We start from the raw sequence: 18387 nt of genomic DNA, 5'->3' as shown, positions 1-18387 counted from the left end.
TCTAAAAACAAATCGCGTTAAATGCCCATTTTTATTTTTCTGCTAAGATCAATAATTTGTTGGGCGATTTCAAGAGCCCGTCTATGTTCGTGCATCTTTTCCGCTTCTTTTTGATTGTGTTTTAATTGTTCAATTTGTAATTCTAGGCGACGCTTTTCGATTTGCTTTAGGCAATCCGTGATTTCAGCTTCACCGTGTTCAGGATCACGATCAATATAAGCTGCTTCCATTACAATTTTGCGCAACTCAGCGTCGTTTAACACCTCGACAAAGCGGTGAAAATCTGCCATTTCATATTCTTCGTAAAAACCAATTAAACGAACAAAAACTGCTAAATATTCTTCGTGAATAAAGGGCTCATTGTTTCCACCTTTGAGCACTTTATTGACTACATTTACATCATGCAACATATGCGCTAATAACAAGCTTTCAGCGCGATCTGTTGCATCTCTTTTACGCTCTTGCATCGCGAGTTCACTTGGTGGCGTTTGTAACACAACTTGACTTCGCTTTTGTTCTTTCACAGTATCTGCTGTTAATTTTCGAAGCTGTGCATTAATAGCCTCAGGTGAAATGTTCGTATCTGCTGCGATTTGACGAATATATAAATCTCGTTCTGTTGGAGAAGTATCACCTTTTAACGTTTCTAATACTTCCTGAATATATTGCAATGTATCATTTTCAAATTGAAAGTTTTTTCCACGCTTTGCATGCATCATCATAAATGCAATATAGGCATGCGGCTTATCAATAATTTGATTTTTAAAAACTTCAGCACCATTTGCTCGGATAAATTCATCCGGATCAAGTTTATCTGGTAATACCGAAACTTCCACTTTCAATTGCTCTTCGTGAAGCATTTGCGCTGCACGTTTGGCCGCCTCAAAACCAGCATTATCACCATCATAGCAAACTGTAACTTGCTGCACTAAGCGCTTTAGCTTTGTAATATGCTGGGATGTAAGAGACGTACCCATCGTCGCAACTGCATTAAAAACACCTGCACGATTTGCTGCTAATACATCAATAAAGCCTTCCATTAAAATTACTTGTCTTGTCTTACGAATCGAAGCACGTGCTTTATCTAAATTGTAAAGCACCTGACTTTTATGGAAAATTGGCGTTTCTGGACTATTTAAATATTTGGCATCGTCGCCATTCGTATTTAAAATCCGACCAGAAAAAGCGATTGTCTTACCATTTTCATCACGAATCGGGAACATTATGCGCCCTCTAAAGCGATCAAAATAGCTATTATCATTCTCTTTATGGATGATAAGTCCGCTCTCTGCCATATCTTCTAAATCAAATCCTTTACGATCCAATAGTATAGACAGTGTGTCCCAATTTGGCATTGCCCATCCTATTTGATGTGTTTCGATTTGGTCGCGTGTAAATCCTCTTTCAAGCAAGTAATTTAACGCTTGCTCTCCATCTTCTGTATTCATTAATATATGATGATAAAACTCTACCGCAAATGCATGTGCTTCTCGCATTTGTTGTTCTTTTTTCGAAAAAGGATTGTTTTCCGCCTGTTGTTCGCCTACAAGTTCCACTTCGAGCGGAATCCCTGCACGCTGGCTTAGCTTTACAAGTGCATCTGGAAATGGAATGTGTTCAATATCCATAACAAATGTAATGGCGTTTCCACCTGCACCACAGCCAAAACAGTGGAAAATTTGCTTTTCTTGAGACACGGAAAAAGAGGGTGTTTGCTCCCCATGGAATGGACATAATCCAAAATAGTTGCGCCCTCTTTTCGTTAGCTGCATATAGTCACTTATAACGTCGACTATATCAGACTGTGAACGAATCTGCTCAATTACATGTTCAGGTATTTTCCCAGCCACTTTATCACCATCTAAATATTTCGAGACTTATTACAAAAATCCTCTAAATTTCGACAAATTTTTTAGAATAATTATTGTAAGTCCCTATAATTAATATTTTTACCACAATTTTATTATTATAAAACAAAAAGGCTTATACTGCTATATTTTTTTGAGAAAACGATAACAATCAGATATAGAATTATAAAATTTCTACATATATAGTGTCTTTTATTGTTTCGCTTAAAACCTTAAAAAACCTCCTCATAAAATATTTTTCGAGGTGGTTTTCGAAGTTATTTATATTCTCGTTCATATAAATCAATAATTTTATGAGCCGTTTCTTCAACCGCACGATTTGTAACATCGATTGCCTGACAACCTATTTTATCAACAATACTATAAAAATAGCTAATTTCTTGCTCAATTCGTGCCTGTTGCGCATAAAAGGCATCTTCTGTAAGACCAAGTGTTATGAGACGTTCTTTTCGAATATTGTTTAATTTTTCTGGTGTGATGACTAAACCGAAGCATTTTTTCGGGTCGATTTGCATCAATTCTTCTGGTGGTGTTACTTCAGGCACAAGTGGTACATTCGCTACTTTATAACTTTTATGAGCTAAATATTGAGAGAGCGGCGTTTTAGATGTACGCGAAACTCCAATCAATACAATATCAGCTAATGGAATCCCACGTGGGTCCTGCCCATCATCATATTTCACTGCAAATTCAATCGCTTCAATTTTTTTGAAATAATCATCATCAAGTTTATGTACAAGACCAGGTCTTTGTAGCGGCTCTTCCCCTGTTGATGTTTCGATTAAATCCATCATCGAGCCTAATAAATCGATAGCTGAAATTTGATGCTGTTGTGCGAGCTCCCGCATTTCCCTACGCATCTCTCTAGAAACCAATGTAAAAATAATAGTCGCTTCATTTAATACCGCGATATGAACAATCTTTTCTAACAACTCTTCATTATTAATGTGAGGAAACTTGCGAATTCTTACATTCTCAAAACTTGGACGAAATTGGCTAACCGCTGCCTTTGCTGCCGCTTCCCCCGTTTCACCGACTGAGTCCGAAACAACGAATATCGTAATCTTTTTCATAGTTCACCTATAAATCATGAGTTTCTGCCAAAGAAATAAAGGCACGAGTAATATTTGTCTTTGTTAATCGACCAATAACTTGAACTCCTGCTTCTGTTTCTTTAACAACTGGCATCGAGTCAATTGCACGTTCAATTAGTTTTTTAGCTGCATCAACTAAGGTATCTGAATTCTTGCAATAGGCAATGTTTGGCATACGTGTCATAATCATGTGCACAGGGATTTTATTTAAATCTTGAGAACCGATACTCGAGCGTAACAAGTCTTTACGCGATAATACACCTTGTAAGATTTCATCGCCATCAATGACAAATAGTGTTCCGACATCTTCTGAAAACATATGAATAATCGCATCGTACACCGTCATTTGGTCAAGTACGACTACAGGAGATGCTTGAAAATCTTTTACTTTTAAGTTAAGCATTGACTCCGTTAATACAACTGCAGACTTTTTCCCCGCATAAAAATAGCCGACTCTTGGTCGCGCATCTAAAAATCCCGCCATTGTCAATATTGCTAAATCCGGTCGCAAAGTTGCACGTGTTAAACCGAGGCGCTCAGCTATATGCTCACCCGTAATTGGGCCGTTTTCTTTTACAATTTGCAAGATCGCATCTTGACGTTTATTGAGTTCTATTAGACTCACCCGCTTCAAAATAATGTTATACTTATTCCTTAATTATTATATACTATTTTGTTCTATATTGCGAAGAAAAGAATCTTTTGTTACAATATGAGCGAACGAAAAAGTTGTTCTAACATTTAATTTTATATGTAAGCGATGACGGGAATAATAAGTATCAATTCTAACACAAGCGAGTAGGGATAGTGTAAGCCTACAATTGGATTTGAGAAACGGCACCCCTGAGCTATTTTATTAAAGAGGTTTTTATTTTACATAAAAACAAGCGGGGTGGAACCGCGGGTAAATCACATTTGATGCACTCGTCCCCGGGCATAGCTTCTGTGCCCGGAGATGGGTGCTTTTTATCTATATTCACCCAAATGCTTAGCCATTTGATGAATATAGATAAGCCTCTGGACGCAATGATGCAGAGGCACAAAAGATTATTTATTTAGGAGGAATTTTTCATGGCAGAAAAATCAATGGAAACAATCGTATCTTTAGCAAAACACCGCGGCTTCGTATTCCCAGGTTCTGAAATTTACGGCGGTTTAGCAAACACTTGGGATTACGGTCCATTAGGTGTGGAATTAAAAAACAACGTTAAAAAAGCATGGTGGCTAAAATTCGTTCAAGAATCTGAACACAATGTAGGTCTTGACGCAGCAATTCTAATGAATCCTAAAGCTTGGGTTGCTTCTGGTCACGTTGGTAACTTCAATGACCCAATGATTGACTGTAAAGCATGTAAAGCGCGTCACCGTGCCGACAAATTAATTGAAGATGCTTCATTAACAAAAACAGGTAAAGAAATTATCGTTGATGGTATGACATTCGACCAAATGAAAGCCAAGATGGAAGAGTTAGAAGTAGCTTGTCCTGACTGCGGTAAAATCGATTTCACTGACATCCGTCAATTCAACTTAATGTTCAAAACACACCAAGGTGTAACAGAATCTTCATCAAATGAAATTTACCTACGTCCTGAAACAGCTCAAGGGATTTTCGTTAACTTTAAAAATGTGCAACGTTCTATGCGTAAACGTACGCCATTTGGTATCGCACAAGTTGGTAAATCATTCCGTAACGAAATTACACCAGGTAACTTCACATTCCGTACACGTGAATTCGAACAAATGGAATTAGAATTCTTCTGTAAGCCAGGTGAAGACTTAGAATGGCACTCTTACTGGAAAAACTTCTGTAAAGATTGGTTACTAAACCTAGGTATGAAAGAAGATTCTATGCGTTTACGTGACCACGAAGATGATGAGTTATCTCACTACTCGAACGCAACAACTGATATTGAATTCCGATTCCCATTCGGTTGGGGCGAATTATGGGGTATCGCAGACCGTACAGATTTCGACTTAAAACAACATATGGAGCATTCAGGCGAAGATTTCACTTACATTGATCCAGTAACAAACGAACGTTATGTACCATACTGCATCGAACCATCTTTAGGCGCTGACCGTGTAACGTTAGCATTCTTATGCGACGCTTACGAAGAAGAGCAATTAGAAGGCGACGATACACGTACAGTATTACGCTTCCACCCTGCTTTAGCACCATTCAAAGCAGCGGTATTACCATTATCAAAAAAATTATCAGAAGAAGCTGGCGACGTATGGGCTGAATTACGTAAAGCATTCCCAGTTGATTTTGATGAGTCTCAATCAATCGGTAAACGCTACCGTCGTCAAGACGAAATCGGTACACCATTCTGTATCACATACGACTTCGATTCAAAAGAAGACGGACAAGTAACAGTACGCCACCGCGATTCAATGGAGCAAGTCCGTATGCCGATTACAGATGTAAAAGCTTATATTGAAAAACACCTTGTATTCTAAGTAACATTTCGATTTAAGATACGGACTTGCGAGTGGATTACGATGCTTTAGCATGGTAAATCCGAGCACATTTCGCATGCCGATCGCTGATGTAAAGGCTTATATCGAGAAGTACTTACAATTTTAATCTAAACCATAAGAAGCTGTTCCCCATTTGCGGAGAACAGCTTCTTTTTACGTTTATTTCATTAGTACGTCACGTAATTGCGCTATTGATTGCGCAATATAAGTTGCGTTCGCTTCGGCTAATTCTTGCTTCGAGCCATAGCCGAATTCCACCCCCACGCTTTCCATATCATTTGTCTTTGAACCAATAATGTCATATTTCCGGTCACCAATCATGACACATTTTGAGATTTCAGGGTTCCCTAATCGATTCAATGCCTCTTCAATTACCTCTGCCTTTAATGTACGTGAACCATCCAATTCACTACCTATGATCACATCAAAATAACGTGCGAAATCATAGTGTTCTGCAATATTTTGTGCAAACACTGTTGGCTTTGATGTCGCAATTGCCAACTGACAGCCAGCAGATTTTAGTTCAGCTAATAATTCGTTCATACCCTCATACACTGTATTTTCATAAATACCTGTTGGTTTATAACGCTCTCGGTAATAGCTGATGGCCTCATTTGCTTGATGGTCACTAAAACCGAATTGCTCCTTAAATGATTGTTGCAAAGGTGGGCCGATAAAACTTTCTAACGCCTCACAGTTTTCCACTGCTACCCCCATTTTTCCTAATGCATATTGTACACTTTTTGTAATGCCCTCTTTCGGATCGATTATCGTTCCATCCAAATCAAATAACACAATTTCATATTTCATAACGCCACCATCCCTTACAATTTAACGTAATTACTATGCTACTACACTTTTTATCCATTTTTTGCGAACAAAATGAACAATATTTCCAAAAATGAGTTATAATTTTCTGACAACCACGTTTGGAGGGATATACATGTTTTTTCAATTGAAAGAAGCTCCCAAAAAAACACTTGATACATACGATAAAATTTCCGAGCTTGTATGTGCAATTCTCTATTTCGAATGCACTGACCATAGCGCAAATCATCATATTTTATATAGTGCCAATTCAAAACTTGAAAGCTATCGTGAGGCACGTGATTTCTACCGTCCATTTGATGATCCTAGTACCTCACTCGGTCAATTCAGCCGCGAAGCTTATCAACTCGCAAATCAAAAATACAATCAGCTGTATACGATTATTCGTGGTTATATGTACTTAAGCGATGATACGCAGCGCGAGCATTTTAATCATCATTTTCGTTTTTCAAAAGAAAAAATCGATACATTTCATGCATTATTTTCAAATAAAGATCATCATAAGCAGCTACAGCTTGAAACATCATTTTATGAGCACTTAAAAAATGATGTAGCACCACTATTAACGCAATTCGAATAACTTTTTGAAACCTTTCTCACTTGGAAACGTATAGTAAAAAACGCATCCAATAGGAGGGCTACTATGGAAACCAAACAACAGCTACAACAATATTTAACTGATATTCAAAAATGGGAGAAAGATCAAAGCGGCCTATGGTTTTGGGAAAAACTCGGTCGTATCCCTTTTAAACTATTAGATAAACTAACACCAAAATTTGTACATGAGAAAATCGCCTTATTAATCGACGAACTTGTAAGTTACGTTCAAAATGGTGGCAAATATTTAGTAAACCAGCAATCAACGATACGCCATATTCAAAAGCATACATTGCACAACGTCACTTCACTTGAAGACATCAAGCAAATGCCGATTAGCGATATGGTAGAGCTCAGTGCAAAACTGCAAAAAAGCCGCGCAAATATCGCAACTGTCCAAGGTGCTTCCACTGGCTTTGGCGGCATTTTCACACTAGCAATTGATATTCCTGTTATTTTAGGAATTGCGTTAAAAACTTTACAGGAAATCGCTATTATTCATGGCTACGATCCGAATGAAAAACAAGAACGAGTTTTTATCGTCAAGTGTATTCAATTCGCCTCATCAGATATCGTTGGAAAAGAGAAAATTTTAATAGAGCTGACGAATAGCTTTGAAAATGCCCGTTCTGGTGAAAATATGATGTCTCAATTAAAAGGCTGGCAAGAGGTGTTTTATACATATCGCGACAATTTCGGAATGAAAAAGCTGTTCCAAATGATTCCGATTGCCGGTATGATTTTCGGAGCATTTATCAATAAATCCATGATTGAAGATATTGCTGAAGCAGGCATGATGCTTTATCGAAAACGCCGTATACTAGAACGTTTAAATGACGCTACCGATTAACATAAAAAAGGATGTGTCCGAGAAGTGATTCTGGGACACCTCCTTTGCGCCGAGGATGGTGGAAATTTTATTTCGACCACCGCAGAAGCACCGCCTGCAGCGGATAATTAATACACGAACGAAGCACTGCGCGAAAAGTATTTACTTTTTTCGCGCAGCCACTTTTTTATTCGCTTCATGCAATGCCTTTAACGAGCGATAATAAGAATACCTTGCTTCTAGTGCGTGTTCTTGATTAACACCTTGTTGTAGATTCGTTAAATAATCCTGAGATTCCTCAATACGATTTTCCATTTCTAATTGATCGGTTGTCATCTGTCCATGCCCTGATACTAAAGCATGCACTTCAAACTGTTCTAACAAATACTTCGCCTTTTGTAAGGTCGTTTCATATTCCGTTATATTGCTAACTAACGGAAATTCTACATTCGACAAATAGTCTCCTACAAGCATTATGCCTAGGGGTTCGACAATTGTAAAAATCCCATCCTCCGTATGCCCTGGTGCAAGATAAAAGCTACACATCACATCACCAAGTACTTCCTGTTGCCCATCTTGTCGAATCACAATATCAATGGTTGGATAAGTAATCGGATAATCACGAGTTATATAATATTGTGCATCAAAATCAACAATATCGTTGAGCACCTTTTCCTTATCTGCAAGATTAACAAATGCTTCACTCGCAATTTTTATCGCCTGCGGAAATGCCCCTGCAGCGATAATATGATCGAAATCACTATGCGTAAAAATCACATATAGTTGACGATTTCCAATTCTGCTTTCAACATAAGCTTTAATCGCCTCAACTTCATGAGGCAACCAATTTGGGTCAGTTATAATTATTGCTTTTTCCGTTTGTATTACAGCGCATGTCGTTTGATAAAGCGCACTTTGAAATACTGTCAATTGCTCGTTTTGATATTGAATCATTGAACTTCCCTCCATATCATTTAAGCCTCGGCGTAAATGCGTCCAGATTTTATTCGAGAACACTCGAAAAAACCCTTTAAATATCTGTGACATCCGCCAGAGGCTTTAACTAGCTGTAGCAAGTTAAAAGCCAGCCGCACAAACGGACTGGCTCAATCTCTTATTCTTCTTTTTTCGGTTTAGGCTGTAGTAGCGGTGTTCGCTCTAATTGCTCGATGAAACTTCGCGATTTCAGACGAATGCCTGTTTGTTCTTCATAAATTGTCGTAACAATTTTTTTTATAAATTGCTTCGTTTGCAGCTTTAACTCTAGCTTTCCGACTTGTTCAATTGGCACCGTATAAAACATTCGAATCAGCTTCAACTGAGTAGGTGATAAACGGATAATATAAGGGTCTAAGTGGAAGCAGCGATGACATAAAAAACCACCCTGTGGGAATGAAAATGCAAATTCCCCATCAACCGCACCACACCCCGCACACGCATGAAGAATCGGTTGTACCCCAGCATACGGGAGCATCTTCCAATCGACAAAAAGTGTTATAGCCTCTGGATCATGACCTTCCTCAATAGCATTTAACGCTTGTAGTAATACTTCAAATGCATGTGGCACTGGTCCACTCTCTTCAACTAAGCGATCAACCAATTCAACAATATAACTCGCATAAGCTGTTGCCATAATATCCGTTTGAATATGGCGCATCGTATTAAAGTGCTCACCTTGCTGTAGTGTCCCCATCCCGGATGTTCGCTGCACTAAAAATGATCCATGCATAAAGGGCTGTGTAACCCCCGCTAATCGACTTGTTGGTTTTTTTGCACCACGAGCCATACAAGCTACCTTGCCAGCTTCACGTGTCATTAACGTAACAATTTTATTTGATTCACCGTAAGCACGCGCTTTTAAAATGATGCCTTCCCATTTATGTAGCATCGATTGCACATCCTTTACTATCTATCATAGTTTTCATTATAAAGTATTCGGACGCTAAAAGCTTGTTTTCAAATGATAGCAATAACGCATCGGTGTAATTCGACTAACCTTGGCCTTTTACTCGCGTAAAGCGAATCTATGACAGCCGTTAATAGGGGCTAATGGACGCTTACTTCAGAGCCAACAACTTGCTTCACCCATTCTAAATTTTTCACAGAACGCGCCTCTACATCCTTTAGCGGGTAAACACGATACACACCATCAGCATCCAATAAGACTGAAGTTGCATCCAGTGTAGGATTATTAATCGTTATTACATCGCCTTCCTTTGTAATTTCCATACTCGCAATGCCACCAATCATAGAATTTGGAACTGTTAAAATTGTTGAGTAGTAGTTACCTAGCGAATAAAAAACATGTGTTTCATGCTGAGATTCACTTATCCACTTTTTATATGGCTGCAATACATGTGGGTGTGTACCAAATACAATATCCACACCAGCCTCATTTAACATTTTGGCATAAGTGCGTTGATAATCATTTTCTTCATATGCATATTCAGAACCCCAGTGCATCGAAACTACAAGCACATCTACCTCACTACGAATAGCTTCTATATCTGCTTTCATTGTTGTTTCATCGATATAATTTACGATAAATGGTGAGCCTTTCGGTAAATACAAGCCGTTTGTGCCGTATGTATATGCAAGCATACCAATCTCTATCGAGCCTAATTCAATGATGCGCTTTGTATTTTTATCTTCTTGATTCTTATATGCGCCAACGTAGGGCATCTGTTGTGCATCCAAATTTTCAAATAATGTTCGAATACCACCCTCACCCTTATCAACTGTATGATTATTCGCAACCGTCACCATATCGACACCAGCCTGTTGAAGATCTCGTAAAATATGAGGCGGACTTGAAAATTGTGGATAGCCACTTAGCGCATATTTATTACCAACAGGGAGCGATTCCTGATTCGCTACTAAATAATCATAGCTTTGCATTAGTGACCCAACAGCAGCAAAGGATGATGTAAAATCCTTATACTGCGCCAAACGATAATGCAGCAGTACATCCCCCATCATTGCTAATCGAATGGTCTCTTTTGTAACAACAGGAACCGGTTCTGGCTCTGGTACTGTTTCAGGTTCATGCTCTTGTTCAATCATTAATGGTTGTGATGCAATTTCATCTGAGTCTTCTTTCTCATCCGCTACCAGCTCAGATTCATTATTCATATGCCCCTCTACTACTTGTATTTCATGTCCATTATCCATCGACAATATAATGAATATTAAAACGGATAGGGAAACTATCCATAAACCTAATAAAAATTGATTTAACTTATTCAACCTCTCACCTACCTTTTATGTAAAATATTCCCTAATAAATAGTATCAAACATTACTATTTATGCAAAGGAAAATAAAAACAGATATGACAATTATACGTCACATCTGTTTAAACTATTAATATTCGTCTTCTCTAAAACCGAAATCACGTAAATGCGTTTGCTTATTACGCCAATCTTTTTGTACTTTTACCCAAAGTTCTAAATACACTTTTGAGCCAAGTAGCATTTCGATATCTTTACGCGCCTGTGAGCCTACCTCTTTTAATAAGGCGCCGCGTTTACCAATAACAATCCCTTTTTGTGAATCACGCTCTACCATAATTGTTGCTTGTACATGAATCATGTTTTCTTTTTCTTCATGCGGCTTAATGCGGTCAATTACGACTGCGATTGAATGCGGAATTTCTTCGCGTGTTAAGTGTAATACCTTTTCACGAATTAATTCAGAGATAATGAAGCGCTCCGGATGATCCGTTACTTGGTCTGCTGGGTAATATTGTGGTCCTTCAGGTAAGTATTTTTCAATTGTTGAAAGTAAGTTTTCAACGTTATTACCCTGTAATGCTGAAATCGGAATAATTTCTGCAAAATCAAATTTATCTTTATATGATGCGATAATATTGATTAATTCATCAGGGTGTACTAAATCGATTTTATTGATGATTAAAAATACTGGCGTTTTGTTGCCTTCTAATAAATCGATGATAAACTCGTCACCTTTACCGATTGCTTGCTCTGCGTTAACCATGAACATTATCACGTCCACCTCTTTTAGTGCGTTTCGTGATGTTTTTAACATGAATTCTCCCAGCTTATGCTTCGGTTTGTGAATCCCTGGTGTATCAATGAAAATTGTTTGTGAATGTTCTTGTGTTAATACACCTTGTACCTTGTTACGAGTTGTTTGTGGTTTGTCTGACATAATCGCGATTTTTTGACCGATTACTCGGTTTAAAAATGTTGATTTGCCGACGTTTGGACGACCAACAATCGAGACGAATCCCGATTTGTATCCTTTATTTTCCTGCATTTTTCATATCCTCCGTTGTGAACGCGCCTGGAATTAGCTCGGCCACAGTTGTTTGTTGTACGTCACCGTTCATGTTTGTTAAATAAACGGGCATGTCTGGTGCGCAAAATTCACTCATTACTTGACGGCAAGCTCCACATGGTGAGCATGGACCTGGTGTGTCTGCTACAATCGCAAGTGCTTTAAATTTCATATTTCCTTCTGAAACTGCTTTGAAAAACGCTGTACGCTCTGCGCAGTTTGTCATGCTATACCCTGCATTTTCGATATTACAGCCTTGATAAACCTTACCGTCCTCAGCAAGTAACGCTGCCCCTACTTTAAATTTTGAGTAGGGCACATACGCAAATTCACGTGCTAATTTCGATTGCTCGATTAATTGTTCCATTGTCATTAAAGATGGCTCCTTCCGCCAGTACAAATTATTCGTATTATAACCATTTTGGTAAAAATATGAGTAGTCCGATTATAACACTTGCTATGGCAAAAACAAGAACAGCTCCAGCTGCGATGTCTTTTGCTTGCTTCGCTAATGGATGGATTTCCGGTGAAGCAAGGTCAACTACACGTTCAATTGCAGTATTGACCATTTCCGTACCAATGACAAGCGCTATAACTAAAATAATGATGAGCCATTCTATCATGTTTAAGCCGGTAAAAATACCTGCAAGTAAAACGATGACTGCGCTCAATAAATGAAAGCGTAAATTTTGCTCCTTTGTTGCAGTCACTATACCTGCCACCGCATAACGAAACGATTTAATAAATTTACTCGCGTTCATTCGTATCACGACCTAAGCCGTATGATTCTAAAATTTCGTCTTGCTTCCCGAACATAATCTTCTCATCTTCTGGCTCCATATGGTCATAGCCTAATAGATGTAAGAAACCATGCACCGCTAAAAAGCCTAATTCACGTTCAAATGAATGACCGAAGTCCTCGGCTTGTTCACGTGTACGATCTGTCGAAATAATAATATCACCTAAAATTCGTGGAATGCCTTCTCCAATAATTTGCACTTCCCCTTCACCCATTTCTTCTAACGCAAAGGAAATAACATCTGTTGGTTGGTCTTTATCACGATATTCACGGTTAATATCATGAATGGCTTCGTTCGTTACGAATGTAATCGACACTTCCGAACCGTCTTCAATACCTTCCATTTGTGCCGCGTGCTGTAATAATTTTTCTACTAATTCAATATGTGTTTCTTGCACTTTATTGGTTTCATCTAAAAAATCGATTAATAACATTATTGTTCCCTCCTACAATTATTTTGGATATTCAATACGCGAGTGGAACGTCCCATTCAATGTTTCACATAATACATCTTCAATCATTTTTAATTCTTTTAACGAAATATCGCATTCGTCAAACTGATCATCTTGTACACGGTCTTGAATTATCGACTGCACAAGCTTTTGAATTTTTTGTGCGTTTGGTTCCTTTATCGAACGCACAGCTGCCTCCACACTATCTGCTACACTAATAATTGCGGCTTCCTTTGTTTGTGGCTTCGGTCCGGGATAACGGAATGTTTTTTCATCCAATTGTTTCCCTTCTTCTTTTGCTTTAAACAGGAAGAATTTTAGTAAGCTTGTCCCATGATGCTGCAAACAAATATCAATAATTTCTTGCGGCATTTTGTATTTACGCAGGAGTTCTGCACCATCTGTTGTGTGCGCAATAATAATTTCTGCGCTACTTTCAGGAGGTAATGAATCATGCGGATTAGTGCCCATTTGATTTTCGATGAAAAATAGCGGTCTGCGTGTTTTCCCTACATCATGATAATAGCAACCAACACGCGCAAGCAAGCCATCCGCACCAATTGCCTCACAGGCTGCCTCAGCCAAATTCGCTACCATAATACTATGATGATACGTACCAGGCGTTTCCGTTAGTACTTTTTTCAATAATGGATGATTCGGATTCGATAGTTCAATTAAGCGCATCGTCGATAAAATACCAAAGGCCGATTCAAAGTACGGCAACAGCCCCATCGTCAGTGCTCCAGATAGTAATCCTGAAATGATAGCAGCTCCAATATAAAAGGAAATCTCCTTAAATTCAAAACCGGTTTGAGACATCAATAAATAAAACGCAATAAAAATCAAATTTACTAGTGTAATAATCGCTACTGCCTGTAAAATATCAGAACGCTTTTCAAAGCTACGCATAAATATCAACGCAGCAAAGCCACCAAACAAAATATACAGGGCCGCATCCATTTGTAACACTGCCGCATAACCTTCATGGAAGATGATTCCCGCTGATGCTGCTGTTATTACCGTTACAATGCTAGCCGCCTTTTCATTTGCTAAAATACGAACAAGCATTGTCGCCATAGCTGACGGATAGATAAACGCCAACATTACATCGAAATTGGAAGCGATTAACCCAATAATCTTCATCGTCACAAGCGCAACCGCATAAACAATTACTGTCACAAACAAATCTTTGCGCTTTTTTAATACATCTTTTTTTGATTGATCGAATAGTACAAATAAAAATGCCATTTGCAATAAAATCAAAAACAATAGACCAATAATCGGCTTGATAGATACTTTATTATCAAGCATTCCAAGTAGCTCAAGCTGGCGATAAATTTCTCGTGTAACGACTTCCCCTTCTTGCACAATAATTTGTCCTTGTAAAATTCGCGTCGGTTCTATCGCTTCACGAGCTTGCTGCTTAGCAATTGCCGTTTTCTCTTCATCTAAAATTTCTGTTTCAACAACTGCTGCTCGTCCAACAATAACTGCAACACTCATTAAGCTGTCCAAAATAGCAGGCTGTTGACGAATTTTACTTTCTAAATCATTACGATATGTGATTAAATTTTCTTTACGTAATGGGCGATCTAAATTTTCTTCCACTAAGGACGCTAGTGTATCACGGGTAGATTCTATTTGTTCGGTTGTTGCAGCTAACAAATTTTTTAACTGTGCATCTGAAATCGTTAGTGATTGCTGATTTTCTAAAATATTTTTTAAATCTGCACGCAATAATTCCTCTTGCTCTTCTTGCGTGTACTCGCCATCCTCTTCTATATCTTTTTTCGCCTCTAATACTATATCAAAAATCGTTGTTACAAATGTGGCACGATGATCAGCTATGTCTTCTTTAAAAACGTAAACAGGTTCTACAGCCTCTTCTGCATGATCCTTATCAATTTCAGTTTTCGCTGTATCTTCAACCGTTTTCATTGAACGGATTGTTTCTGGCGATAATTCCGTCAACTTAATATCATATGTAACCCCACGTACATTTTCAACCATCAGTGAAAATTGCAGGACAGCAGTAATCGACAAAATGACAATCAATAATGTCCGAAAACTAATGAGTTGGATGAGCTTGTTTAACTTTCCTTTCATCAGGCACCTCCATTTTTTCTCTATAGTATTTATTCTAACAAATTTATTACTCTCTGTTGACGAAAAGGTTACATGTTTTTCAAATTAATGAATCTACTCATAGAAAAACCACCCAACTTATTTCGAAATTGGGTGGTCGATTTTATAATTCTTGATCTGAATATGCTTGAATCACTTTTGCTACAAGCGGATGTCGGACAACATCTCCCTGTTCTAAAATTTGGAAGTGAATGTCTTTTACATACTTTAATGTGCGCTCGGCAATAATTAAACCAGATTCCGTGTTTTTAGGTAAATCAATTTGCGTTTTATCGCCAGTGATAACCATTTTAGAACCAAAGCCTAATCGCGTTAAAAACATTTTCATTTGCTGATGTGTTGTGTTTTGAGCCTCGTCTAAAATTACAAAAGCATCGTCTAATGTACGACCACGCATATAAGCAAGTGGCGCAATTTCAATTGTTCCACGTTCAATAAGACGCTGTGTTTGCTCTTGACCATAAATGTCATGCAATGCGTCATATAGTGGACGTAAATACGGGTCCACTTTTTCCTTTAAATCCCCTGGTAGAAAGCCTAGAGATTCCCCGGCTTCCACTGCTGGACGCGTTAAAATAATCCGCTTCACATAGCCATTTTTTAATGCCTGCGTTGCCATTACAACAGCTAAATACGTTTTCCCCGTACCAGCTGGCCCAATTCCAAAAATTAAATCTTTATGACGAATCGCACGGATATATTCACGTTGTCCAATCGTTTTTGCACGAATTGGCTTACCTTTTGTGTTACGTGCAATTTCTTCATCATATAGTTCTGCGTAATACTCAATCGTGCCTTTATTCGCCATTTCAATAGCCGTAGAAACGTCACGCTGGTCAATATTAATATTTTTACGAATGACCTTTAATAGTGCTGCTAATACGTCATATGCATGTTTTTTCTTCACTTCATCTTCACCCGCGATTTGAATTACTTCACCGCGCGTAATAATTTGAACTCCATACGTTTCTTCAATTAATGTTATATTTGCATCAGACATTCCTAACAGCATGACCGCTTCATTTGGATTGTCGATTTGAAGCTCAATAAATTTTAGTGACATACTCATTCTCCTTGGTGAATTGGTAGTGGTGTTGCAATATTTTCATTTACCAAATATAGGACTTTCCCCTTTACTGTATCATCATCAGCGTAGACGTGCAAAAGTTTTTCAGATTTTATCGTAGATTTTAGCGGCAAAGAACGGATCATTTTTTCATGTAATAATGGTAAAATTACTTTTTCAACATCATTTTCGCTTATTGTTTCCGTTTTGTTATGAAATACACGAGAAGGCGTATTCACAATAAGCGACTTTAACGGGGTAAGCGATTTTTCTTTCCAACTACTAGCTAATTGATTCCAATTTATTTCTATATCCCAGTTAATCTCATCCAGTACTTGCATTTCAATCGTTTTTGGAATTGAAAAGGTTGTTTCAAGCCAATAATCCGCATAAACCTCACCTTGCGCCCCCACAACAAACACCTCATCATCGCGCATCAATACACCTGATACAAGTGTATCCCCTTTATAAACAGTCATATTTGGTTCTACTTTACGTACACCACGCTCAATATCAAAATGCGTAATCACGCCACTATTCGATGCAATTAAATGCTGATTCATGCTTTGTTTTAACGATATTGTTTCCTTTGGTGCTAACTGTGGTGTAAGCGTCACTCTACTTCCTTGCTTTGTAATATGTACCCAAGAAAATTGTCGAAAATGTTCCATTAGCTGTTGACGTAATTCCCGATCCGAATAAAACTGTCGTTTAAAAATGGGCATGGTTATTTCCATTTCACTTTGCAAATAGTTGTCCATTTCATCCACTAACTCCACTGTATTTGCATCTACCTCTACTCGCCAAATAAATTGTGCTAAAATTACCGGAACAATCGTTAAAAATAGTAACCCGATAAGAGTAGTCCCGTCTCTTTGCAAAATTTTATGTGGCGCTTTATACCGAATTGTTAGTTTCACAGCATAGCGTTTTCGAATTTTACGTAATGCTCGCAAATGCTGCACATCAATTTCAAACATCAAATGTTCTTTTGAAAATCCTAGCTTACGTATAGGAATATGTTGTAATTTTAATTGTTGTAAAAACTTAGAGACATTTTCACTTTGTTTTACTGAAATGATAACTACTTGATGATTCATCATGAAATACGCTCAATTACAAGTTTTTGTAATGATTCGCAGTCCAATAAAAATCCCGAATCAAATAAATGCTGCACGTTAATTTTCTTTGCTTCAATTAGTATGTGAAACCTATCTGTCTGACATGCATATTGTTGCTCTGTAATTTGTTCAAGTGCATACATTCCATCAAATCGCAGCCGTTCAAATTGCTTCATCGACAACATATTTTGTGCTTCGAATAATTTTTTCAAAAAAAATTTCCCCCTTTATGCACTATATGCAGTGATTAAAAGGGACATGAACATGCATTTGTATTAGGTATTTTCCAAATCGTAAAAAAAGGAATGCTGAAACCAAGTTCAACATTCCCTTTTCCATTATTTACGACGAGCTTTAGGGGGGCCTAGCACTTCTGCCATGACAATCGCCTGCATGAGCTCTTTATTGTTTTTCGGCACAACTTGAAGACCTTCAGATTGTTCCTTTAGCTTTTCAACGATTGGTCGCTCTTTTAAAGTACGCGTTGATTCTGCCATTTTTGGCCGTTCATTTACTTTTGGAACTACTTCTTGAGGTAACACTACTTCAAGAGCTGGCTCCACCTTCTTCACAACCGGCTTTGTTTTTTCATTTAACTGGCCAAATACTTCATTCGCAAAATCTTCCAATGTTTTTGGGCGATTTTGCTGTTTTGTATCTGGTCGTGTATCTTGTTTTCGAGGAGCAGGTTGACTGCTAAATGGCGGCATTTGTTTAGTCGGCTTTTTATTAGGCTGTTGTTTTTGGTTTTTATCCTTAAATAACGAGCTAATAATCCCAATGACAATTGCAATAATTAAAGCTTCCAT

19 protein-coding genes are annotated in these 18387 nt (G+C 38.0%); 3 read left to right on the top strand and 16 right to left on the bottom strand.

Going from position 1 to position 18387, the window contains the following annotated elements:
- Positions 1-17: 17 nt before the first annotated feature.
- The 3 genes from dnaG to ccpN form a co-directional block, all read right to left on the bottom strand.
- Positions 18-1850 carry a DNA primase gene (gene dnaG / locus O7776_RS05330; RefSeq protein ID WP_274309580.1) on the bottom strand — a complete coding sequence of 611 codons (1833 nt, stop codon included), beginning with the start codon at positions 1848-1850 and terminating at the stop codon, positions 18-20.
- 275 nt (positions 1851-2125) lie between these two features.
- On the bottom strand, positions 2126-2941 hold the full coding sequence (locus tag O7776_RS05325) for a pyruvate, water dikinase regulatory protein (RefSeq protein ID WP_274309579.1): 816 nt from the start codon (positions 2939-2941) through the stop codon (positions 2126-2128).
- Positions 2942-2948: 7 nt separating this feature from the next.
- Positions 2949-3587 carry a transcriptional regulator CcpN gene (gene ccpN / locus O7776_RS05320; RefSeq protein WP_274309578.1) on the bottom strand — a complete coding sequence of 213 codons (639 nt, stop codon included), beginning with the start codon at positions 3585-3587 and terminating at the stop codon, positions 2949-2951.
- A 446-nt stretch (positions 3588-4033) separates the two neighbouring features.
- On the opposite strand from ccpN, the gene O7776_RS05315 reads away from it, so the two are divergent.
- The gene (locus tag O7776_RS05315) at positions 4034-5422 is read left to right on the top strand and encodes a glycine--tRNA ligase (protein WP_274309577.1); all 1389 of its coding nucleotides are present in this window, start codon (positions 4034-4036) and stop codon (positions 5420-5422) included.
- Positions 5423-5602: 180 nt separating this feature from the next.
- On the opposite strand, the gene O7776_RS05310 is transcribed toward O7776_RS05315, so the two are convergent.
- Complete coding sequence (locus O7776_RS05310) at positions 5603-6253, bottom strand: HAD family hydrolase (protein ID WP_274309576.1); 651 nt, start codon at positions 6251-6253, stop codon at positions 5603-5605.
- 133 nt (positions 6254-6386) lie between these two features.
- Between O7776_RS05310 and O7776_RS05305 the strand changes: the two genes are divergently transcribed.
- Positions 6387-6851: a hypothetical protein gene (locus O7776_RS05305; RefSeq protein WP_274309575.1), complete on the top strand. Its 465-nt coding sequence runs from the start codon at positions 6387-6389 to the stop codon at positions 6849-6851.
- A gap of 63 nt (positions 6852-6914) precedes the next feature.
- The gene (locus O7776_RS05300; protein ID WP_274309574.1) at positions 6915-7718 is read left to right on the top strand and encodes an EcsC family protein; all 804 of its coding nucleotides are present in this window, start codon (positions 6915-6917) and stop codon (positions 7716-7718) included.
- A 141-nt stretch (positions 7719-7859) separates the two neighbouring features.
- Here the strand turns inward: O7776_RS05300 and O7776_RS05295 are convergent, their stop codons facing one another.
- The 12 genes from O7776_RS05295 to O7776_RS05240 form a co-directional block, all read right to left on the bottom strand.
- Entirely contained in the window at positions 7860-8651 is a 792-nt protein-coding gene (locus tag O7776_RS05295; RefSeq protein WP_274309573.1) for an MBL fold metallo-hydrolase, read from the bottom strand.
- A gap of 160 nt (positions 8652-8811) precedes the next feature.
- Positions 8812-9585 carry a DNA repair protein RecO gene (gene recO / locus O7776_RS05290; protein ID WP_274309572.1) on the bottom strand — a complete coding sequence of 258 codons (774 nt, stop codon included), beginning with the start codon at positions 9583-9585 and terminating at the stop codon, positions 8812-8814.
- A 158-nt stretch (positions 9586-9743) separates the two neighbouring features.
- Complete coding sequence (locus O7776_RS05285; protein WP_274309571.1) at positions 9744-10943, bottom strand: CapA family protein; 1200 nt, start codon at positions 10941-10943, stop codon at positions 9744-9746.
- Between the two features lie 116 nt (positions 10944-11059).
- Positions 11060-11974 (bottom strand): GTPase Era, encoded by a 915-nt coding sequence (gene era / locus O7776_RS05280; protein ID WP_274309570.1) that lies wholly within the window; start codon positions 11972-11974, stop codon positions 11060-11062.
- Positions 11961-12368: a cytidine deaminase gene (locus O7776_RS05275; protein ID WP_274309569.1), complete on the bottom strand. Its 408-nt coding sequence runs from the start codon at positions 12366-12368 to the stop codon at positions 11961-11963. The genes era and O7776_RS05275 overlap by 14 nt, the downstream gene beginning before the upstream one ends.
- A gap of 37 nt (positions 12369-12405) precedes the next feature.
- Complete coding sequence (locus tag O7776_RS05270; RefSeq protein WP_274309568.1) at positions 12406-12756, bottom strand: diacylglycerol kinase family protein; 351 nt, start codon at positions 12754-12756, stop codon at positions 12406-12408.
- Complete coding sequence (gene ybeY / locus O7776_RS05265; protein WP_274310446.1) at positions 12743-13231, bottom strand: rRNA maturation RNase YbeY; 489 nt, start codon at positions 13229-13231, stop codon at positions 12743-12745. Before ybeY ends, O7776_RS05270 begins: the two co-directional genes overlap by 14 nt.
- Positions 13232-13246: 15 nt before the next feature.
- Entirely contained in the window at positions 13247-15352 is a 2106-nt protein-coding gene (locus O7776_RS05260) for an HD family phosphohydrolase (RefSeq protein ID WP_274309567.1), read from the bottom strand.
- A 142-nt stretch (positions 15353-15494) separates the two neighbouring features.
- Positions 15495-16454 (bottom strand): PhoH family protein, encoded by a 960-nt coding sequence (locus O7776_RS05255; protein WP_274309566.1) that lies wholly within the window; start codon positions 16452-16454, stop codon positions 15495-15497.
- Between the two features lie 2 nt (positions 16455-16456).
- Positions 16457-17560 (bottom strand): sporulation protein YqfD, encoded by a 1104-nt coding sequence (locus O7776_RS05250; RefSeq protein WP_274309565.1) that lies wholly within the window; start codon positions 17558-17560, stop codon positions 16457-16459.
- On the bottom strand, positions 17557-17790 hold the full coding sequence (locus O7776_RS05245; protein WP_274309564.1) for an RNA methyltransferase: 234 nt from the start codon (positions 17788-17790) through the stop codon (positions 17557-17559). Before O7776_RS05245 ends, O7776_RS05250 begins: the two co-directional genes overlap by 4 nt.
- A gap of 126 nt (positions 17791-17916) precedes the next feature.
- On the bottom strand, positions 17917-18387 hold the full coding sequence (locus O7776_RS05240; RefSeq protein ID WP_274309563.1) for a hypothetical protein: 471 nt from the start codon (positions 18385-18387) through the stop codon (positions 17917-17919).

The sequence above is a fragment of the Solibacillus daqui genome, from assembly GCF_028747805.1.
Taxonomy (GTDB): domain Bacteria; phylum Bacillota; class Bacilli; order Bacillales_A; family Planococcaceae; genus Solibacillus; species Solibacillus daqui.
The sequence above is the reverse complement of the archived record's forward strand: the minus strand, read 5'-3'. Positions and strand labels throughout refer to the sequence as shown.